The sequence below is a fragment of the Campylobacter sp. CNRCH_2013_0671h genome, from assembly GCF_025773055.1.
Lineage (GTDB): Bacteria > Campylobacterota > Campylobacteria > Campylobacterales > Campylobacteraceae > Campylobacter_D > Campylobacter_D lari_D.
In genome coordinates this window covers 1-19928 of sequence record NZ_JAKMTG010000003.1, presented here as the reverse complement: position 1 = coordinate 19928, position 19928 = coordinate 1, and the positions used below count along the sequence as shown (strand labels likewise).

The window sequence follows — 19928 nt, the reverse complement described above, 5'->3', positions numbered from 1 at the left end:
GTCCTTTTTATAGTATCTTGCTGTTTGCATTGGCTAAAAATTTTTTTAGCGCCTTTTGCTCCTTTGTTCCTATTTTGTAGTAAATTAGCTTTAAATATGCACTAATTTCTTTTTGAGAAAGATTTCTTGACTTAGAATAATCTAGCAAAATATATTGCGGAATGAAAATTTTACTTTTTGTGAAATTTTTCATAATTTTTTTATAAATAGAAAAATTTTTAATACAAGAAAATCGAGCAAAAACAAAAGGTAGTTTTGTCTTTTCATACCATAATTCGCATAAATCAATATAATCTTTTGGATTTTGCAAATAAAGTTTTAAAGCCTTATCACCGATGATAACCTCCCCTTTTTGCTTTAAAACTTTTGCAAGAGCATTAGAAGTTGCAGAGCTTGCATCTTCTTTGCTTTCAGATTGTTTTTTCACTAAAACGCTTTTTACCTTTTTGCTTGCGCAAATCCCCACATTTAAGGTTTTGTATTTTTTTCTACGACTTTCAACACTTGAGATAATCGCTGCATCAATGCGTCTAAAATACAAATGGCGATTTAGCTTACTAGGAACCCCTTTTTTGTATTCTGTAGTTTGCTTAACATAGCTAGGAAAAGCTGATTTTTTAAGATAGATATGTAAAGGGAGTAAATTAAGATAATCTATCTTACCAAAAATCATCTCGACCTTTCTATGATTAAGTAAAAATATCCTATTAAAAAATATCTTAAATATAAATTAATTTTATTAAAAACACTAGTAATATCAAATTTATATAATTTAAAAAGAAAAAAAGTAACATTTAAAACATATTTTTTAAATGATTTTTAAAAAATACGTTTTTATAACTCATATAAACAATAAAAAATAGATAAAATTAAGTTTTATAATAAAAAATTATTTTAAATAAAACTTAATTTATAAAAAATTATTTTAAACTATCAAAATATCTCTGATAATCAAAATTATTTATCAAAGCTACTCCATCTTCAACCGCAGCTTTTGCTACCGCAGCACTAACTACAGCTTTTACTCTGCTATCAAATGGTTTTGGTATCACATAATCTCTACCAAAACTAAGCTCTTCTACTCCATAAGCTTGTTTTACCTCATCAGTTACTTCAAGCTTAGCTAAATCAGCCAAAGCTTTTGCGGCTGCTATTTTCATATTTTCAGTAATTTTAGTTGCCTTTACATCTAAAGCTCCTCTAAAGATAAAAGGAAAACCTAAAACATTATTAATTTGATTTGGATAATCACTTCTACCTGTTCCAACTATAGCATCGTTTCTAACTCTTTTAACATCTTCTGGCATTACTTCAGGTACAGGATTAGCTAATGCAAAAATCACGGGATCTTTTGCCATACTTAAAATCATCTCATCATCTAAAATCTTAGGTGCACTCAAACCCAAAAATACATCAGCACCTTTTAAAGCTTCTCTTAAAGTGCTATCTTTGGTATCGCTTACAAATTCTAGTTTGTATTTATTTAAATCATCTCTTTGAGTATTAATCACACCTTTACTATCTACTAAAACAATATTTTTAACCCCTAAATTTCTATACATTCTAGCACTTGCAATACCTGCTGCACCTGCACCACTTACCACTACTTTAATATCTTCAAATTTTTTACCACTAATTTCCATAGCATTCATTAATCCTGCTGTAGAAATGATCGCAGTTCCATGTTGGTCATCATGCATTACAGGAATTCCAAGATCTTGCAAAGCGGCTTCTATTTCAAAACATTTTGGTGCTGAAATATCTTCTAAATTAATTCCTCCAAAAGTAGGTGCTATAGCTTTACAAAAGGTAACAATCTCATCTATACTATGAGCATTAATTTCCAAATCATAAGCATTAACATTAGCAAATTTTTTAAACAAACAAGCTTTTCCTTCCATAACAGGTTTGCTTGCACTCGCTCCTATATTGCCAAGCCCTAAAACCGCACTACCATCGCTTACTATAGCAACTAAATTAGCTTTATTAGTGTATTTATAAGCTAAAGTTTCATCTTTTGCTATCTCAATACAAGGTTCAGCAACCCCAGGAGAATACGCCAAAGATAAATCATGTGCACTATCCATAGGCTTTCTAGCAACAATATCTACTTTACCACCTAAGTGATATTCTAAAGCCTCTTCTTTTAAATTCATTATTTTTCCTTCATATAATTTAGTAAATTTTTTATCCTAAATTTAGCCTTTTGCACTCCTAAAAATTCCAATACTTCAAATATACTAGGACTAACCGAGTTTCCTGTGAGTGCAATGCGTATAGCTTGAGCTAGATCTTTTAACTTAAGATTATTTTCTTCTAAGAATTGATTAGTTAATTCTTCAAATTCACAAGCATTTTTTTGCTCATTTAAAACCATAGCGTATTTTTCCAAATAAGTTAAATTTGTAACATTAAGAAATTTATCTACAGCCTTTTGATCATATTCTTTTGGGTCATTTAGTAACACTTTAGCCCCATTAATAATATCATGTAAGGTTTTAGCTCTCTCTCTTAACATATCTAGCAAAAAGCCTGCTTTTTCATACTGACTTAAATCAAATCCTAAATCTTTTAATTGTCTATTGATTTCTTCAAAAGGTAAAGTTTTAATATAATGAGCATTAAGCCATTCTAATTTTTTAAAATTATAGCAAGAAGCACTTTTGTTAATATGATTTGGATCAAAAAGCTCTTGCATACTTTCTAAAGAAAAAATTTCATCATCGCCATGACTCCAACCAAGACGCACTAAGAAATTAAGCAGGGCTTGAGGTAAAATCCCCATATTTTTATATTCCATCACATCAGTTGCTCCATGACGCTTAGAAAGTTTCTTACCATCTTCACCATGTATCATAGCTACATGATAAAATTTAGGTATTTTAAAGCCTAGTGCTTCATAAAGGACAATTTGTTTTGGAGTATTTGATAAATGATCATCTCCTCTTATAACATCACTCACACCCATTAGTGCATCATCAATTACAACGGTTAAATTATAAATTGGGCTACCATCGCTTCTTGCAATTACAAAATCATCTAAAATATCTTCAGCCTTAAAACTAACCTCGCCTTTAATGCCATCTATAAATTTAATCTCTCCACTTTGTGGTGCTTTTATACGCACCACAGGCTCAATACCACTTGGCGGAATTCCTTTAAAATCTCTATATCTACCATCATATTTTGGACGCTCTTTAGCTGCTTCTTGCTTAGCTCTTAACTCATCAAGCTCTTCTTTGCTCATATAACAATAATAAGCCTTGCCCTCATCTAATAATTTTTGAATGTATTTTTTATAAATATCAAATCTTTGAGATTGATACTCAATCGTCCCATCATAATCAAGCCCACACCATTTAAATGCTTCTATAATAGCTTGCGTAGCTTCTTGTGAATTTCTTTTTAAATCCGTATCTTCAATACGCAATAAAAATTTACCCTTATTTTTTCTTGCATAAAGATAATTATATAAAGCTGTTCTAAGCCCTCCTATGTGCAAATATCCTGTTGGAGAAGGAGCGAAACGCGTTGTGATTTCTTGCATATTTTTACCTTTTTTAAATTTTTATTGTTATAATGCTATATTTACACTTAAATAAAGGTTTTATATGAGAAAATTTTTAATATCTTGTTGTTTTGCTGCAAATATTTTATATGCTCAAACCCTTGGTGGTGTAGCAATGGTAGTAGAAAATCAACCTATTACTCTTTATGATATAGAACAAACTATGAAAGAATTAAAAACTAATGACAAACAAAAAGCTATAGCATTTTTAGTAGATGATAAAGTTCAACAAAGTGAAGCTAAAAAGCTAGGAATTTATGTAAGCACTTTTGAACTTAATGAAAAATTAGCCCAAATAGCAAAAGGCAATAAAACTGACATTAATGGTTTGCAAGCAAAGATAGAAAAAGATGGTTTAAATTTTGAAGTTTTTAAAAACAAAGTTAGAAAAGATCTTGAAAGAGAAAAACTTTATAGAAGCATAATGCAAAATGCAAAAATCAATATTGATGATGAAACACTAAAACATTTTTATGAAAGCAATCTTGATAAATTTAGCACTTTTTCAAATATAGACTTAGTTGTTTATAATTCTACTAATCCTGAACTTTTACAACAGCTTGCACAAAATCCTATGTATAAAAATTCTCAAATTAAATCAAAAGCCATTAGTTTAAACGCAGCTAGTTTAGATCCAAGATTACTTGCTTTGTTAAATAATACAAAAATAGGAGAATTTACTCCAGTGTTAAATGGCGAAAACGCTTATATAGTGTATTTTGTAAAAGAAAAATATGGTAAAAATCCTATCGAATTTGATTTAATCAAAGATCAAGTTAGCAATGTCTATACCCTAACTCAAAAAGAACAAGCCTTAAAAAATCATCTTGATAAAATAAGAGCAAATGCCCATATAGAAGAATTAAGATAGGTTAAAACCTATCTTCAATTAATGTCTTGAAAGATAATTTGTATCATAATTATTATTGATAAAATCTGCATTATCCATCATTGCTAAATGAAAATCTTTGGTTGTTTTTATCCCACCTACGATAAGCTCTTGCAAGGCTATTTTCATTTTAGCTATAGCTGTGTTTCTATCTTCTCCCCAAACGACTAATTTTCCAATCATAGAATCATAATATGGAGGCACACTATAATCTTGATAACAATGGCTTTCCATTCTTACATTGCGTCCTGCAGGAGCTACATATTTTGTGATTTTACCTGGGCAAGGTAAGAAAGTTTTAGAATCTTCAGCAGTAATTCTACATTCTATAGAATGACCCTTAAGTTTAATTTCTTCTTGTTTTGGTAAAGGATACCCTTCTGCTACTTTAATCATAAGCTCGATAATATCTACCCCGCTTACCATCTCACTCACACAATGCTCAACCTGCAAACGCGTATTCATTTCAATAAAATAAAAATCTAAATTTTTATCCACTAAAAACTCAAAAGTTCCCGCACCCTCATAATCAATAGCCTTAGCAGCTTTAACTGCTGTTTCATGAAGTCTTGCTCTTGTTTTTTCATCTAGTAAAATTGCAGGAGATTCTTCTATAAGTTTTTGATGGCGTCTTTGCATAGAGCAATCTCTCTCACCCAAATGTATCACATTTCCAAAGCTATCTCCTATGATTTGCACTTCTATATGGCGTGGGTTTTGGATGTATTTTTCCATATACATAGTTCCATCACCAAAAGCACTCATCGCTTCACTTTCTGCTGACCAGTAAGCTTTTTCTAAATCTTTTTCATTTTCAACTACACGCATACCACGGCCGCCACCACCTGCTGCTGCCTTTAAAATCACAGGATAACCTATTTCTTTAGCAAGTTTTTTTGCTGCTTCAACTCCACCTAAAGCCCCATCGCTTCCTGGAATTACAGGCACACCTGCTCTTTGCATTACTTGTTTTGCTTTACTTTTATCACTCATTAGTGCCATAGCAGCTACTGAAGGGCCTATGAATTTGATATTATGTTTTGCACAAATTTCAACAAAATTTTGATTTTCACTTAAAAATCCATATCCTGGAAAAATCGCATCCGCTTCGCTAATTTCAGCTGCACTAATAATAGCTGGGATATTTAAATAGCTTTCTGAACTTCTAGCATTTCCTATGCAAATACTCGCATCAGCATATTTTAAATACAAAGCATCCTTATCTGCAGTAGAATACACACAAATTGCTTTTTTTCCCATTTCTTTTACAGTTCTTAAAGCTCTTAATGCAATTTCTCCACGATTTGCTATTAAAACTTTTTTAATTTCCATTTTATAATTTCTCCACCACAAATAAAGGCATACCAAATTCTACAGGCTGACCATCTGCAACTAATACTTCTACTATCCTACAATCATATTCGGCTTCGATTTCATTCATAATTTTCATCGCTTCAATAATTGCTATAGTACTTCCTTTTTTAATAGTTTGTCCTGCTTTAGCAAAAGGTGCTGCACCTGGGCTTGGAGCTTGATAAAAAGTACCTACCATAGGGCTATTGATAGTCGGTTTATTAGAAGAGTTTGAGCTTGCTTTGGTTTCATTAACTACATTTACATTAATTGGCTGTGGAGCTGGAGCAACAGGAGCTGGAGCTGGTAATTCACAACACATATCTCTTTCAAGTTCTATTTCAAATCCATCTTGTTCTTTTATTTTAATCTTGCTTATATTTGCTTCTGCAAAAAGTTGCATTAGTTCTTTGATTTCTTCTTTTGTCATATATTCTCCTTAATTTATAAGACTTAATTTATAATTATATATAAAAATACTAAAAATAACTTCAATTATTTATTTTTTACTTTTATTTTAAGATATAATTTAAGAATTCACTTTAATTATAAAGGACAAAAATGGGCTTAAAAGCAGATAATTGGATCAAAAAAATGGCATTAGAGCACAATATGATAGAGCCATTTTGTGAAGCAAATATAGGTAAAGGTATAGTTAGTTATGGGCTTTCAAGCTATGGATATGATATAAGAGTTGGAAGAGAATTTAAGATTTTCACTAATGTAAATTCCACCGTTGTAGATCCTAAAAATTTTGTAGAAGAAAATGTAGTAGATTTTGTAGGCGATGTATGTATAGTACCTGCAAATTCTTTCGCTCTTGCAAGAACAGTTGAGTATTTTAAAATGCCAAATGATGTTTTGGCTATTTGTCTTGGCAAAAGTACTTACGCAAGATGTGGCATTATAGTAAATGTAACCCCTTTTGAGCCAGGTTTTGAAGGACATATCACTATAGAAATTTCAAACACAACCCCACTACCTGCTAAAATTTATGCTAATGAGGGTATAGCTCAAGTTTTATTTTTACAAGGAGATGAACCTTGTGATGTAACATATGCTGATAAGAAGGGTAAATACCAAGCTCAAACAGGTATAACTTTACCAAGAATTTTAAAATAATTTTATTTTCAACCGATATAAAAACTTAGTCAAGTAATAGGAAAATATATATGTTTAATGGAAAAAGCATTTTAATCACCGGTGGCACAGGAAGTTTTGGAAAAACTTATACTAAAACTTTACTTCAAAAATACAAACCTAAAAAAATCATCATTTATTCAAGAGATGAGTTAAAACAATTTGAAATGGCAAGAGAATTTAATGATGATTGTATGCGTTATTTTATAGGCGATGTAAGAGATAAAGAAAGATTGAGCATAGCAATGAAGGATGTTGATTTTGTCATTCATGCAGCTGCTATGAAACATGTGCCAATTGCAGAATATAATCCAATGGAATGTATAAAAACTAATATCCATGGAGCACAAAATGTAATCGATGCGTGTTTGGAAAATAATGTAGAAAAATGTATCGCTCTTTCAACCGATAAAGCATGCAATCCTATTAATTTATATGGAGCTACAAAGCTTGCAAGTGATAAGCTTTTTGTAGCAGCAAACAACATCGCAGGAAATTCTCATACTAAATTTAGCGTTACAAGATATGGTAATGTAGTGGGCTCAAGAGGATCTGTCATACCATTTTTTAAAAAACTAATCAATGAAGGCGCTAAAGAACTTCCTATCACAGATGAGAGAATGACAAGATTTTGGATATCCTTAGAAGATGGAGTTAATTTCGTGCTGAATAATTTTGCCTATATGCATGGAGGGGAAATTTTCGTACCAAAAATTCCTTCTATGAAAATCGTTGATTTAGCTAAAACTATGGCTCCTAATTTAGCTCATAAAATCATAGGTATAAGAGCAGGTGAAAAACTACATGAAATTATGATTTCAAGTGATGATAGTCATTTAACTTATGAATTTGAAAATTATTATGCTATTAGTCCAAGTATTCAATTTAATAACACTAATGTTGATTTTAGTATAAATGCAAAAGGACAAAAGGGTAAAAAAGTTTCTAATGGCTTTTCTTATAGCTCTGATAATAATCCATCATGGATTAGCCAAGAAGAGCTTTTAAATATAATAAATCATACAGAGCTTGAAAAATGATAACTTATTCTCATCAAAATATTGACGAACAAGACATACAAGTAGTTTGTGAGGCTTTAAAAGATGATTTTTTAACCGGTGGAAAAAAGGTTGAAGAATTTGAACAAGCCCTTTGTGAATATGTAGGTGTAAAATATGCTTGCGTGCTAAATTCAGCTACTTCTGCTTTACACCTTGCATATTTATCTTTAAATGTAAAAGATAAAATTGTCTTAACAACCCCCATTACCTTTGCTGCAACTGCAAATGCAGCTTTAATGGCAGGTGCTAGGGTTGAGTTTATAGATGTAAAAAGCGATGGAAATATTGATGAGAAAAAACTTGCTTTAAGATTAAGCCAAGATAGCTCTAATATAGGAGCAATTTGCGTGGTTGATTTTGCGGGAAATAGTGTAGAAATGGATGAAATTTTAGCCTTAGCTAAACAACACAACATCCCACTAATTGATGATGCAAGTCATGCCCTAGGTGCTATTTATAAAGATCAAAAAATAGGTTCTATGGGGGATTTGAGCATATTTTCTTTTCATCCAGTTAAACCTATCACAACCTTTGAGGGTGGTGCGGTTGTTAGCAATGATGAGGAATTAATCTCAAAAATCAAGCTTTTAAGAAGTCATGGCATAGTCAAAAAAAGACTTTGGGATAGTGATATGATTGAACTAGGCTATAATTATCGTTTAAGTGATGTAGCTTGTGCTTTAGGTATAAATCAACTAAAAAAACTTGATAATATGCTAGAAAAAAGAGAAATCATCACAAGTTTTTACGATAAAGAATTTGAAAAAAATCCTTATTTTAGCACTATAAAAATCAAAGATTATAAAAAAAGCTCAAGACATTTATATCCTATTTTGCTTTTTCCTGAGTTTTATTGCCAAAAAGAGATTATTTTTGAAAAATTATTAAATTTGGGCATAGGTGTACAAGTGCATTATAAACCTACTTATGAGTTTAGTTATTATAAAAACTTATATGGAAATTTATTCTTAGAAAATGCGGATAATTTTTATAAAGCTGAACTTAGCATACCTGCTCATCAAGAAATGAATTTAAAAGAAACACAATTTATTAAAGATAGTTTATTTAAGATTTTAGAAGAAACTAAAAAGAATTGCCATGAGTAAAAGTATGTATGAGCTAGTTTGTGAGCTTTTTCCTATATGCAGAAGTATTACCGGGAAAGGCTTTAGACAAAGCTTAAAAATACTTGATGAAGCTATGGGGGGGGGTATATTAAAAATTCACTCTATAGTAAGCGGGAATAAAGTATTTGATTGGGAAGTACCTGCTGAATGGGAGATAAACGATGCTTATATCATCACTCCAGATGGAGAAAAAATTTGTGATTTTAAGCAAAATAATCTTCATGTATTAAACTATAGCACAGGCATAGACACAGAGCTTGATCTAGCAAGCTTACAAGAGCATCTTTACTCTATAGAGGATATGCCTGATGCCATACCTTATGTGACAAGCTATTATAAAAGGCGTTGGGGGTTTTGTATAAAACACAAAGATAGAGTTAAACTAAAAGAAGGAAAATATAAAGTTTTCATAGATGCAAAGCACCATGAAAATGGAGTTTTAAACTATGCTGATTTACTCATACCTAGCACACAAGAAACAAAAGATGAAATTTTAATTTCCACTTATCTTTGTCATCCATCTATGGCAAATAACGAGTTAAGTGGTCCTGTGGTAGCTGCATTTTTAGCTAAATGGCTTTTAGAACTTAAAGAGAGAAAATATAATTATCGTTTTGTTTTTATTCCTGAAACCATAGGGAGTATAGTTTATCTTAGTAAACATTTAAAACATTTACAAAAACACACTAAAGCAGGTTTTGTACTCTCTTGCATAGGTGATGATAATGCTTACTCACTCATTCACACTCCAAGTGAAAATACTCTAGCAGATAAAGTAGCTTTGCATACCTTAAAAGAAAAAAATAATTTTAAAGAATTTAGCTTTTTAGATAGAGGAAGCGATGAGAGACAATACTGTGCTCCTTTGGTAAATTTACCCGTAGTTTGTGTGTGTAGAACTAGATTTGGTGATTATAAAGAATACCACACTAGCAAAGATGATTTAAATTTCATCAGCGAAGAAGGATTGCAAGGTGGCTTAAAAGCTATGCAAGAAATTATCATGAATTTAGAAGTGAATGAAATTTATCAAAATACTGTATTTTGCGAACCCAATTTAGGTAAAAGAGACTTATATATAGACCATTGCAAAAGAGAAGGAAGAGTTGAAAATATACTTAGTTTCTTAGCATTTTGTGATGATAAAAACGATGTTTTAGATATAGCCTCAAAGCTAAATATACAAGCTTATGAATTAAAAGATTTAATAGAAAGATTAAAATTTCATAAACTAATAAAATGAAATATTTCTTAGAATACAATGATAAAAAATACTCTAATGTAGATTTAATAGAAGCTTTTAAAAAACTTAGTATTAAAAAAGGCGATATTTTGTGTGTGCATAGTGAACTTTTTAATTTTGGCACACCCTTGCTTCCTAGAAATGAATTTTTACAAACTATATTAGATTGTTTTTTTGAAGTTATAGGTAAAGAAGGTACTTTAATCATGCCTACTTTTACCTATAGTTTTTGCAAAAATGAAGTTTATGATAAATTAAATTCTCCTACAAAAATGGGTGCTTTAAATGAATATTTTCGCAAACAAGCAGGAGTAAAACGCACTAATGATCCTATATTTTCCTTTGCTATAAAAGGAGCCAAAGAAGAATTGTTTTTAAAGGACACTACAAGTTGTTTTGGAGAAAATTGTGTGTATGATATTTTAACACAAGAAAATGGAAAATATATACTTTTTGGAAGCACTACAGGACACACTCTAACTCATTATATCGAAGAAGAATACCGAGTAGATTACAGATATTTTAAAGATTTTCACGGAAAAATAATAGACGAACAAAACAGAATGCATGATAAAAAAATAAAATTTTATGTTAGACATTTAGATAAAAAATCTTTACCAAATGTCGATAATATAAACTATATTACTAAAAAAACAAAAAATTTTATATACGAAAATTTTGGTGGTGCAACTATATGTTTATTTCATACAAAAGAATACAAAGAAGCGATAAAAAATGCTCTTGATGAAGATAAAAATATTTTTATATTACAGGATTAATCATGGAAAATAAATTTTATGAAATTTTAGAAAATATACTAGAAGTAAAAGTTGATGAAAATTCAAATTTAAGCATGCAAAATTGCAAAAATTGGACTTCTTTAAATCATATTGATATAATCATGAGCTTAGAAGAAGAATTTGAAATCAAATTTAGCAAAGATGAATTAAGTCAGCTAAAATCACAAAATGAACTTTTGCAAGCTATTAAGGAGAAATTATGCTAGAAAATACAAAAGAATTATTTAAGCTAATAGAAGAAAAAAATCCACTACACAAAAAATGTTTAGATGGATTACAACTCTCTAAAGAAGAATATGAAGATTTAGAAAAGCTTATTGTTTATTACAAAGATACACTAAATATTACTTTAGAAGAACAAGCTCAAAGCTATATAGTTGTATTAAATGATACTTTAGAAGAAACTAGATATTTTATAGAATTTGGAAAATATAGATATAGCACCTTAGCAGAAGTAGAAAATATGGTGTATTTTAATGAAAACTATATGAAGCAATACATGGTAGGTCTTGCCATATCTTCTTTTATATGGAATGCTCATATTGAGGTTAGAAGATATTTTGCTAAGTATATAGATGAAAAACAAAATCAAGAAAATACCTATCTTGAAATAGGACCAGGGCATGGTGAGTTTTTTGTTAAAGCCCTAAGAAGTCAAAAATTTAAAGAATATTTTGGCATCGATATATCTCCTATAAGTTGTCAAATGAGCAAAGATATGGTAGAAAATCAGTTTGGCAAAATAAATACTAAATGCGAATTTATATGTAAAGATTTTACCAAATGTGAGTTTAACAACAAAGCTGATTTGGTAGTAATGGGAGAGGTTTTAGAACATGTTGAACAACCTTTACAATTTATGAAAGATGTAAAAGCCTTATTAAATGATAATGGAGAAATCTTTGCGACTATACCTATCAACGCTCCTGCAATTGATCATATTTATTTATTTTCTCATCCTGATGAAGTTAAAGAATTACTTAATAAAGCAGGATTGAAAATCAAAGAATGTGAATATTTTATGGCGAATAATTATTCTTTAGAAAAAGCACTAAAAACAAAAAATGCTATTGTAATGGCAGTAGTTTTGGTCAAAGAATGAATCTTTTTTCACCAAATTTAAAAAGAAATGATCTTATAAAACTTAGCAAGGAAAATCATTATAAAAAAATTACTATTAATGTTTTTAGAAATCACTCTTTTGAAGTGATTTCAAGCATACTAAATGCATTTTTAGCCTTTAGTAAATTAAAGGCTGAATTTAACATAAGCTCTTATGATGATAGTTTAAGTTATGATAATTTTCAAAAAGCAGATTTAAACATTATATTTATAGATTTAAACAATTATAAAAAAAATGTAGATGATTTTATCAAAGAAAAAATACAAGAGCTATCAAGCATTAGCAACGCTCCTATCATCACACTTTTACTTGGTAATACAAGCTTAAAAGAATATAGTATTTGCAAAATACTAAAGCCCTTTTTAGATGAAAATCTCATCATAGATGATAGTAATTTTGAAATAAATGCAAGCAGACTTAGTAATAAAGCTTGTGTAAAATTAGCCCAAATTCTAGGACTAAAAATCCTACCTAGCTTCTTGCAACCAACTTTAAAAGCAATCATCATAGATCTTGATAATACCTTATACCAAGGAATTTTAGGCGAAGATGGCATTGAAAATCTTACTTTATCTAGCAATCATAAAGCCTTGCAAAGTGAGCTTTTAAATTTAAAAAATCAAGGTTTTTTACTTGCCATCGCTTCAAAAAATGAAGAAGAAGATGTAAAAAAACTTTTTTCACAAAGAAAAGACTTTTTATTACAACTTGATGATTTTAGTATGATCAGGGCTAATTGGAAAAGTAAAGACGAAAATATTAAAGAAATTGTAAATTTTTTTAATATAGCTTTTGATAGTGTGCTATTTATTGATGATAATATAGCCGAAATTGAAAATGTATCACACCTTCATATTAACACCTTACTAGCTGATGAAAATAGTGCTTATAGTTTAAAGCTCTATCCTAGACTTTTAAAAACAAGCTTTAGCAAAGAAGACGAGTTAAGAAGTGCTGATATTAAAGCAAATTTACAAAGACAAGAGCTTGTCAAGCTTAGCCCTAAAGAGTATTTTGAAAAATTACAAATTTGTTTGAAATTTCATATCAACCACGCAGATGAACTTGAAAGAATTTCACAACTACTTAATAAAACTAATCAATTTATATCAAATTACTCAAGATTAAGCTTAAAAGAGTGTGAAGAATTTATGCAAAAACATGCTATTTTGACTATAAGCATGAGTGATAAATTAAGTGATAGTGGCATTATAGCAATTTTTTTAGCTTATAAAGATGAAACAAATTTAATCATAAAAGATCTTTGCATAAGTTGCAGAGCTTTAGGAAGAAAGCTTGAAAAAATTATGCTATATAAGGCTATAGAGTTATTACATGTGCATTTTAATACAAAAGAATGTATTTTATACTTTCAAAAGGGCGAAAGAAATATGCCATTTTTAGAATTTTTATATAGTTTAAATGCAAATATAAAAGAAAATTTTGCTCTAATCCAAAAAGAAATGATAAATTACGAAGGACTTATAATTGAAAGCTAGTTTTTATAAAGCCAAAATAGCAGGCATAAGTGTTTGCGTGCCTAATAAATACATAAATATAGATGATTGCTTAGAAGATGTTTTTCAAAATGATGTCAAAATGCTAAAAAGAATGAAAAAAATTTCAGGCATACAAGAAAGATTTATCGCTGATGAAAATATTAGCACAACAGATTTAGCCTATGAAGCAAGTATAAATTTATTTAAAATGCTCGATTTTGATAAAAATAAGCTTGATATAGTGATTTTTGTTACACAAACTCCTGATTTTTTTATGCCATCATGCGCAAACTATCTTCACAAACGATTAAATTTAAAACCTCAAACCATAGCTTTTGATGTAAATCAAGCGTGTTCGGGGTATTTATACGGCTTATTTATAGCTTTTTCTTTTTTAGAAAATCAAAATGCAAAAAATATTTTATTAATTTGTGGTGATACTTTAAGCAAAACCATAAACCCTTTAAATGCAAATTTAGCTCCAATTTTTGGCGATGGAGTAAGTGCAACACTCATAAGCAGTGCAAATGAAAAATCGTTTTTTAAGCTTCATTCTAATGGAGAAGGTTTTGACAAACTCATCATACCCAATAGAGCTTTTGCTAAACTTGATGAGAGTAAAAGCTCCAATAAAGAAATATTTCAAACCAATAAGCATAGGAGCTTAGATAATCTTTACATGGATGGGGCTGAAATTTTTAACCAAGCACTTAATCTTGAGAGTCAAAGCATAAAAGAAATGCTTGATTTTTGTGAAAAAAGTAAAGATAAAGTGGATTATTTTTTATTACATCAATCCAATCAATTTTTAGTTGATTCTATTATAAATGACTTGGGTATTGATAGCTCTAAAACACCAAATTTTTTGATGTCAAAATACGCTAATTTAAGTGCTTGCTCTTTACCTGCTTTACTTTGTGAAATGCAAAAAAATGATTTTAGTGCCATTTTAAGTGCTTTTGGTGCTGGATATGCCTGGGGGAGTGCTTATATAAATTTTGATAAAAACTTTAAAACTGATACAATTTCAATTTATAAAGGAGAAAAAAATGACTAAAGAAGAATTATTAGAAGCTATTAGCGAAGCTATGCATATGGATGAAACACTAAAAGAAGATATGATTTTAGATGATATTGATGAATGGGATAGCTTAGCTTTTGTATCTATCATGGTATTATTTAAAAACTCACTTGGCAAGCAAATTAGCGGTGATGATCTTAAAAAATGTGAAAAAGTAAGCGATCTTTTAGCTTTAGCTGGTGTTTAAACAAATATTTGTTTAAACCCTTTCCACACTTAAAACAATCTGCTCATTTTCCTCTTTAAAAGTATATATTAAATCATCACACTTGTATGAGATTTCTTTTTTACAAGTTTTATCTTTTAAAGGTTCTTGTAAAATTTGCGGTAAGTGTTTTTTTATAAGTAGTTTTATAGGTATACCCATACCATGAGTTAGATTTTTAATAAACTTACCATCTATTTGTTTTTCATCTATAACTTTTATAAATTCAACATCAAGTCCATGTTCTTTTAAAATATTAACATATTCTTCTTTTTCTTCTAAAGGAACATATTCATCAAATTTAGAATGATAAGCAATATATTTTGGATTTGGATATTTTGCTTGTATATTTAGATGATCTTTATTTAGTGTTTCTCTAATGAGTTTTCTAGCAGGTGAAAAATAATAAGGGGATTGTTTGTTTGTAGTCCATAGTGTTTTTTCACAACAACACAATCTTATATTTTGAAAGAAATTAAAAGTCGCAACCGAATAATACTCAGTATAATCAACTTCTTTTCCAAAACCTATAACTCTCCATAAATTAGTAAGACTAACATGAGAAGAATTATCTATTACAACATCAACAAGCCAAGGAGCTATTTTTGCACATAAATTTGCTAAATAACCTCCATGAGACGATCCGATTAAAATATGCTTTATACCCCCCCCCCATAGCTTTAAAAGGAGAATTTTTTCTAATATATAAAAGAGCATTTAGTATATCTGTTGCTTGCATGATGCCAAAATTTTGATATTCGTTTTTAGTAAGTCGTAAACTCGCACTTAAGTCTAAATAATACTTTTTATCAAACCTCCAAGCGTCTTTCTTTTTTTGAATTTCTTTATTAAGATATTCCATAGCAGGATGAAATTCTTCAAAAGTATTAAGTTTTGATATATCATAAGGAATTTCTATGTCAATAGCTTTTAAGCTTGCATCAAAAATAAGTTTATCAATATCATCTAAATACCATTGTGCTCCAGTTTGAGGACGATTACCTATACCATGATAATTTACACTCAAAACTGCTACATTGTAATTTCTAGCACAATAATCACTTATATAATAAATGCTTTTTATATCACTGCCAATACCGTTTATAACGCAAACAATGGCCTCTATTTCTTTACTATCATCATAAGTTAATTTAAATTCTAATTTACTTTCTCTTTTTATATTTAATTCTACATCATCACAAGAGTCTATGAAATAAGTTTCATTTTTTAACATTTAAAAAGCCTTTGCTAGTTTTAGATATATTTTATCAAACAATCTCTAAAACAAATTTATCATTTTCATCTTTAAAGGTAAAAACTTTATTTTTACAAGGATAAGATATACTATCTTTTTTCATACTAAATGTTTTATCTTTTAATTTTTCAAGCATAATAGGTAATTCTTTATTAAATAATGCCTTATCAGGAATTCCACAGCCATGAGTTAAATTTTTAATAAATTTACCATCTATATCTTTTTCATCTATTAGATGAAAATCTACTTCATAATTTAAGGCTTTTAAAATTTCTATCATAGAAATTTTATGATCAGCTGGAGTTAAGTCATCTTTAGCACTATGATAACTTGTATAAATAATATTTTTATTCTTTTGAGCTTGTAAGATCAAATGATCTTTATTAAGTAAAGCTCTTATTAAATAATTTTCATCAGCAAAATAATAAGGTGAGTTTGGGTTTTTGCGTGTCCAATAAGTTTCCACATAACAATGAACTTTACTATTTAACTCATCTTCGTTTAAAATAGCATCACCTTTATTTAAATCCCTTCCTATGATATATCTTAACGGAGGCAATGCAGCACCTGAATTATCTATCACTCCATCTACATACCAAGGAGCTATTTTTGCACACATTAGTGCCACTAAGCCACCGTATGACCCCCCCCCGTAAATTTTAGGTAAAGATTTAAATTGAGGATAATTTTTCATTATATCTTTTAAAGCATTGATATGATCGATTGCAGGCATAATGGCAAAATTATTATATTCATTGTTGGGTGGGATAAAAGTCACAGATAACTCAACCTTATAGTCTTGATTTAAAATTCCTTGTTCTTTTAATATACTCATTTTTTGATCAAGAATTTGATAATATTTTTCTATATTTTTTGTATTATCTAGCACTTCAAATTCTATTTCAAAATCCCTGAAAGCCTTTTCAAATGTTCTTATATCGTCTAATAAAAAAGTCATTTCAGCACTATATTTGTCTACATCAGAAACTCTTTGGCAAAAGCAATGATAAAATACATTTACAGCTACTACATCAAATTTTTTAGCTATAAAATTTCTATAACTTTCTAGAAAATGTATATTTGCATTTGCTCCATATCCACCTATGATAAAAACAATAGCTTTCATTTGCTTACTATCATCATAAGTGATTCTATATTCTAATTTACTTTCTCTTTTTATATTTAATTCTACATCATCACAAGAGTCTATGAAATAAGTTTCATTTATGAGCATATTTTTCTTTCTTGATATTATAATTTATATGCTATTATAACTAATTAAAATACATTCAAAGAAAAAAGTATGAAATATATATTTAAATGCAATGATAAAAAATATTCCAATATAGACTTAATAGAAGCTTTTAAAAAACTTGGTATTAAAAAAGGTGATATTTTGTGTGTACATAGTGAATTGATGAAATTTGGTATTCCTTTACTTCCTAGAAATGAATTTTTACAAACTATATTAGATTGTTTTTTTGAAGTTATAGATAAAGAAGGTACTTTAATCATGCCTACATTTACTTATAGTTTTTGCAAAAATGAAGTTTATGATAATTTGAATTCAAAAAGCACTGTTGGCGTTTTAACAGAATATTTTCGTAAATGGGGGGGGGGTAAAACGCACCAATGATCCTATATTTTCATTTGCCATTAAAGGAGCTAAAGAAGAATTGTTTTTAAAGGACACTACAAGTTGTTTTGGAGAAAATTGTGTGTATGAAATTTTAGCCAAAGAAAATGGAAAATTAGTTTTATTTGGCTCTAAAATAGCTGGGTACACTTTTAGTCATTTCATAGAAGAAAAAGCTCATGTTCCATATAGATATTTTAAAAATTTTAGTGGAAAAATTATTGATGAAGATGGTAAAATACTCCAAAAAAATATTAAATACTATGTTAGAAAATTGGATGAAAATTCAGATTTAGATGTTGATAAACAAATAGCTATTTTAAAAAATGATGATAATTTTAATATTTTAAATTTTTCCAATGCTCATATAATAAATATCAACATGAAAAACTATTTAGAAAAAACATTAAAAGCTTTAAAGGATAACCCTTATTGTTTGCTAAAGGAATAAAATGACAACTCATATCAATGATTTTTTACAAGAAAGTGTTGCTAAATTTGGAAGCAAAAATGCTTTTGTTGAGTTTAATGGTAGAAGTATAGGCTATAAAGAATTTGATGATTTAAGTAAAAAAATAGCAAGTAAAATTCTTTCTAAACTTCCTACTAAAAGTACACAAGATCCTGTATTAATCATACTTCCTAAAGGAATTGATTGTTTGCTTTCTTTTTTTGGTGTAGCAAAAAGTGGAAATTTTTATACACTTTTAGATGAAAAAAGTCCCGAAGAGCGTGTAGAAAAAGTTATAGAAGTTTTGAAACCAAAGCTTTTAATTACTTCTAAAAAATTAAATTTAGATTTTAATCTTGATACCATTTTCACAGAAGATTTTGAAAGCTTTGTTATAAATGAAAATGCTTTAGAAAAAGCTTTAAACGATCACATAGATACTAATTTACTTTATGTCTTTTTTACAAGCGGAAGCACAGGAACTCCAAAAGGAGTAAGCATAAGCCATAAAAGTGTGATTGATTATACTTTTTGGGTATGTGAAACTTTTAAGCTAAGCCATGAAGATATACTTGCTAATCAAGCGCCATTTTACTTTGATAATAGCATATTAGATATATTTAGCTCTGTTAAAATGGGAGCTACGCTTCATATACTGCCTAATCATCTTTTTGCTTTTCCAAATAAAATTTTAGAGTATCTAGAACAAGAAAAAATAACAACAATTTTTTGGGTACCTTCAGTGCTAATTTATTTTGCTAATACCAATGCGGTAGATAGCACCAAATTAAAAAATTTAAACAAAATTCTTTTTTGTGGTGAAATCATGCCAAATAAACAACTCAACATTTGGCGTAAATACCTTCCTAATACTTTATTTGCTAATCTTTATGGACCTACTGAAATTACCGATGTATGTTCTTTTTACATAGTTGATAGACAATTTAGCGATGATGAGCTTTTGCCTATAGGAAAAGCATGTAAAAATACCCAACTTTTAGTCTTTGATGAGAATTTAAATTTAATTACTCCAAGTCAAGTGGGAATTAAAGGTGAGCTTTATGTAAGAGGAACTTGTCTTTCCTTAGGCTATTACAACGATAAAGAAAAAACAAAGCAAGCTTTTGTGCAAAATCCTTTGCATGATAATTACCTAGACTTGCTTTATAAAACAGGTGATGTGGTAGCTTATAATGAATTTGGCGAACTTTTATGCTATGGAAGAATAGATCATCAAATCAAATATATGGGTCATCGCATAGAACTTGGAGAGATAGAAAGTATTATAAATTCTCATGAGAATGTAAGAAATTGCGCTTGTATTTTTAAAGAAGAAATTATTTGCTTTTATGAAAGTAAGGAAGAGTTAGATTTTAAAAACTTTTTAAAAGACAAACTCCCTGTTTACATGATACCTAAAAAATTTGTTAAAATAGAACAATTTACTTTAAATGCAAATGGGAAGATTGATAGGAAAGTTTTGAGTAAAAACTCTTA

Annotated in this window: 18 protein-coding genes and 2 pseudogenes; 13 read left to right on the top strand and 7 right to left on the bottom strand. The window is 29.1% G+C overall.

Translation table 11 applies throughout. The features are described from left to right. Positions 1 to 7: 7 nt before the first annotated feature. The 3 genes from L8X97_RS02880 to gltX form a co-directional block, all read right to left on the bottom strand. Positions 8 to 673 carry an MqnA/MqnD/SBP family protein gene (locus L8X97_RS02880; protein ID WP_263662578.1) on the bottom strand — a complete coding sequence of 222 codons (666 nt, stop codon included), beginning with the start codon at positions 671 to 673 and terminating at the stop codon, positions 8 to 10. A 247-nt stretch (positions 674 to 920) separates the two neighbouring features. Then, positions 921 to 2156 carry a malic enzyme-like NAD(P)-binding protein gene (locus L8X97_RS02875; RefSeq protein WP_133319773.1) on the bottom strand — a complete coding sequence of 412 codons (1236 nt, stop codon included), beginning with the start codon at positions 2154 to 2156 and terminating at the stop codon, positions 921 to 923. Beyond that, complete coding sequence (gltX, locus tag L8X97_RS02870) at positions 2156 to 3547, bottom strand: glutamate--tRNA ligase (protein ID WP_263662577.1); 1392 nt, start codon at positions 3545 to 3547, stop codon at positions 2156 to 2158. Before gltX ends, L8X97_RS02875 begins: the two co-directional genes overlap by 1 nt. A 64-nt stretch (positions 3548 to 3611) precedes the next feature. Between gltX and L8X97_RS02865 the strand changes: the two genes are divergently transcribed. Continuing rightward, entirely contained in the window at positions 3612 to 4439 is an 828-nt protein-coding gene (locus L8X97_RS02865) for a peptidylprolyl isomerase (RefSeq protein ID WP_133319775.1), read from the top strand. 18 nt (positions 4440 to 4457) lie between these two features. On the opposite strand, the gene L8X97_RS02860 is transcribed toward L8X97_RS02865, so the two are convergent. Together L8X97_RS02860 and accB are read right to left on the bottom strand one after the other, a co-directional pair. Next, positions 4458 to 5789: an acetyl-CoA carboxylase biotin carboxylase subunit gene (locus L8X97_RS02860; RefSeq protein WP_263662576.1), complete on the bottom strand. Its 1332-nt coding sequence runs from the start codon at positions 5787 to 5789 to the stop codon at positions 4458 to 4460. A 1-nt stretch (position 5790) separates the two neighbouring features. Further along, positions 5791 to 6240, bottom strand: coding sequence for an acetyl-CoA carboxylase biotin carboxyl carrier protein (gene accB / locus L8X97_RS02855; RefSeq protein ID WP_039626958.1), 450 nt, complete (start codon positions 6238 to 6240; stop codon positions 5791 to 5793). A gap of 131 nt (positions 6241 to 6371) precedes the next feature. On the opposite strand from accB, the gene dcd reads away from it, so the two are divergent. Genes dcd through L8X97_RS02805 form a run of 10 tightly spaced genes read left to right on the top strand, consistent with a single transcriptional unit; the run spans position 6372 to position 15071 of the window. After that, positions 6372 to 6932, top strand: a complete 561-nt coding sequence (gene dcd, locus L8X97_RS02850; RefSeq protein ID WP_012661997.1) for a dCTP deaminase — start codon at positions 6372 to 6374, stop codon at positions 6930 to 6932. A 50-nt stretch (positions 6933 to 6982) separates the two neighbouring features. Next, positions 6983 to 7990 (top strand): UDP-N-acetylglucosamine 4,6-dehydratase (inverting), encoded by a 1008-nt coding sequence (pseB, locus tag L8X97_RS02845; RefSeq protein WP_133319776.1) that lies wholly within the window; start codon positions 6983 to 6985, stop codon positions 7988 to 7990. Next, positions 7987 to 9117, top strand: coding sequence for a UDP-4-amino-4,6-dideoxy-N-acetyl-beta-L-altrosamine transaminase (gene pseC, locus L8X97_RS02840; RefSeq protein WP_263662575.1), 1131 nt, complete (start codon positions 7987 to 7989; stop codon positions 9115 to 9117). Before pseB ends, pseC begins: the two co-directional genes overlap by 4 nt. Continuing rightward, complete coding sequence (locus L8X97_RS02835; protein WP_263662574.1) at positions 9110 to 10381, top strand: DUF4910 domain-containing protein; 1272 nt, start codon at positions 9110 to 9112, stop codon at positions 10379 to 10381. Before pseC ends, L8X97_RS02835 begins: the two co-directional genes overlap by 8 nt. Next, the gene (locus L8X97_RS02830; RefSeq protein ID WP_263662573.1) at positions 10378 to 11160 is read left to right on the top strand and encodes an AAC(3) family N-acetyltransferase; all 783 of its coding nucleotides are present in this window, start codon (positions 10378 to 10380) and stop codon (positions 11158 to 11160) included. Before L8X97_RS02835 ends, L8X97_RS02830 begins: the two co-directional genes overlap by 4 nt. A 2-nt stretch (positions 11161 to 11162) precedes the next feature. Continuing rightward, positions 11163 to 11387 carry an acyl carrier protein gene (locus tag L8X97_RS02825; RefSeq protein ID WP_087699877.1) on the top strand — a complete coding sequence of 75 codons (225 nt, stop codon included), beginning with the start codon at positions 11163 to 11165 and terminating at the stop codon, positions 11385 to 11387. Continuing rightward, positions 11381 to 12283, top strand: coding sequence for a class I SAM-dependent methyltransferase (locus L8X97_RS02820; protein ID WP_173787020.1), 903 nt, complete (start codon positions 11381 to 11383; stop codon positions 12281 to 12283). Before L8X97_RS02825 ends, L8X97_RS02820 begins: the two co-directional genes overlap by 7 nt. After that, entirely contained in the window at positions 12280 to 13803 is a 1524-nt protein-coding gene (locus L8X97_RS02815; RefSeq protein WP_263662572.1) for an HAD-IIIC family phosphatase, read from the top strand. Before L8X97_RS02820 ends, L8X97_RS02815 begins: the two co-directional genes overlap by 4 nt. Further along, positions 13793 to 14860 carry a beta-ketoacyl-ACP synthase III gene (locus L8X97_RS02810; RefSeq protein ID WP_263662571.1) on the top strand — a complete coding sequence of 356 codons (1068 nt, stop codon included), beginning with the start codon at positions 13793 to 13795 and terminating at the stop codon, positions 14858 to 14860. Before L8X97_RS02815 ends, L8X97_RS02810 begins: the two co-directional genes overlap by 11 nt. Further along, positions 14853 to 15071: an acyl carrier protein gene (locus L8X97_RS02805; protein ID WP_214100219.1), complete on the top strand. Its 219-nt coding sequence runs from the start codon at positions 14853 to 14855 to the stop codon at positions 15069 to 15071. Before L8X97_RS02810 ends, L8X97_RS02805 begins: the two co-directional genes overlap by 8 nt. A gap of 12 nt (positions 15072 to 15083) precedes the next feature. Here L8X97_RS02805 and L8X97_RS02800 read toward each other — a convergent pair. Then, a pseudogene (locus L8X97_RS02800) lies at positions 15084 to 16323 on the bottom strand (DUF2920 family protein). A gap of 34 nt (positions 16324 to 16357) precedes the next feature. Further along, positions 16358 to 17578, bottom strand: a complete 1221-nt coding sequence (locus L8X97_RS02795) for a DUF2920 family protein (protein ID WP_263662570.1) — start codon at positions 17576 to 17578, stop codon at positions 16358 to 16360. A 69-nt stretch (positions 17579 to 17647) separates the two neighbouring features. Between L8X97_RS02795 and L8X97_RS02790 the strand changes: the two are divergent. Together L8X97_RS02790 and L8X97_RS02785 are read left to right on the top strand one after the other, a co-directional pair. Next, a pseudogene (locus L8X97_RS02790) lies at positions 17648 to 18431 on the top strand (AAC(3) family N-acetyltransferase). Between the two features lies 1 nt (position 18432). Further along, a partial coding sequence (locus tag L8X97_RS02785; protein ID WP_263662569.1) for an amino acid adenylation domain-containing protein occupies positions 18433 to 19928 on the top strand: 1496 nt, incomplete at its 3' end.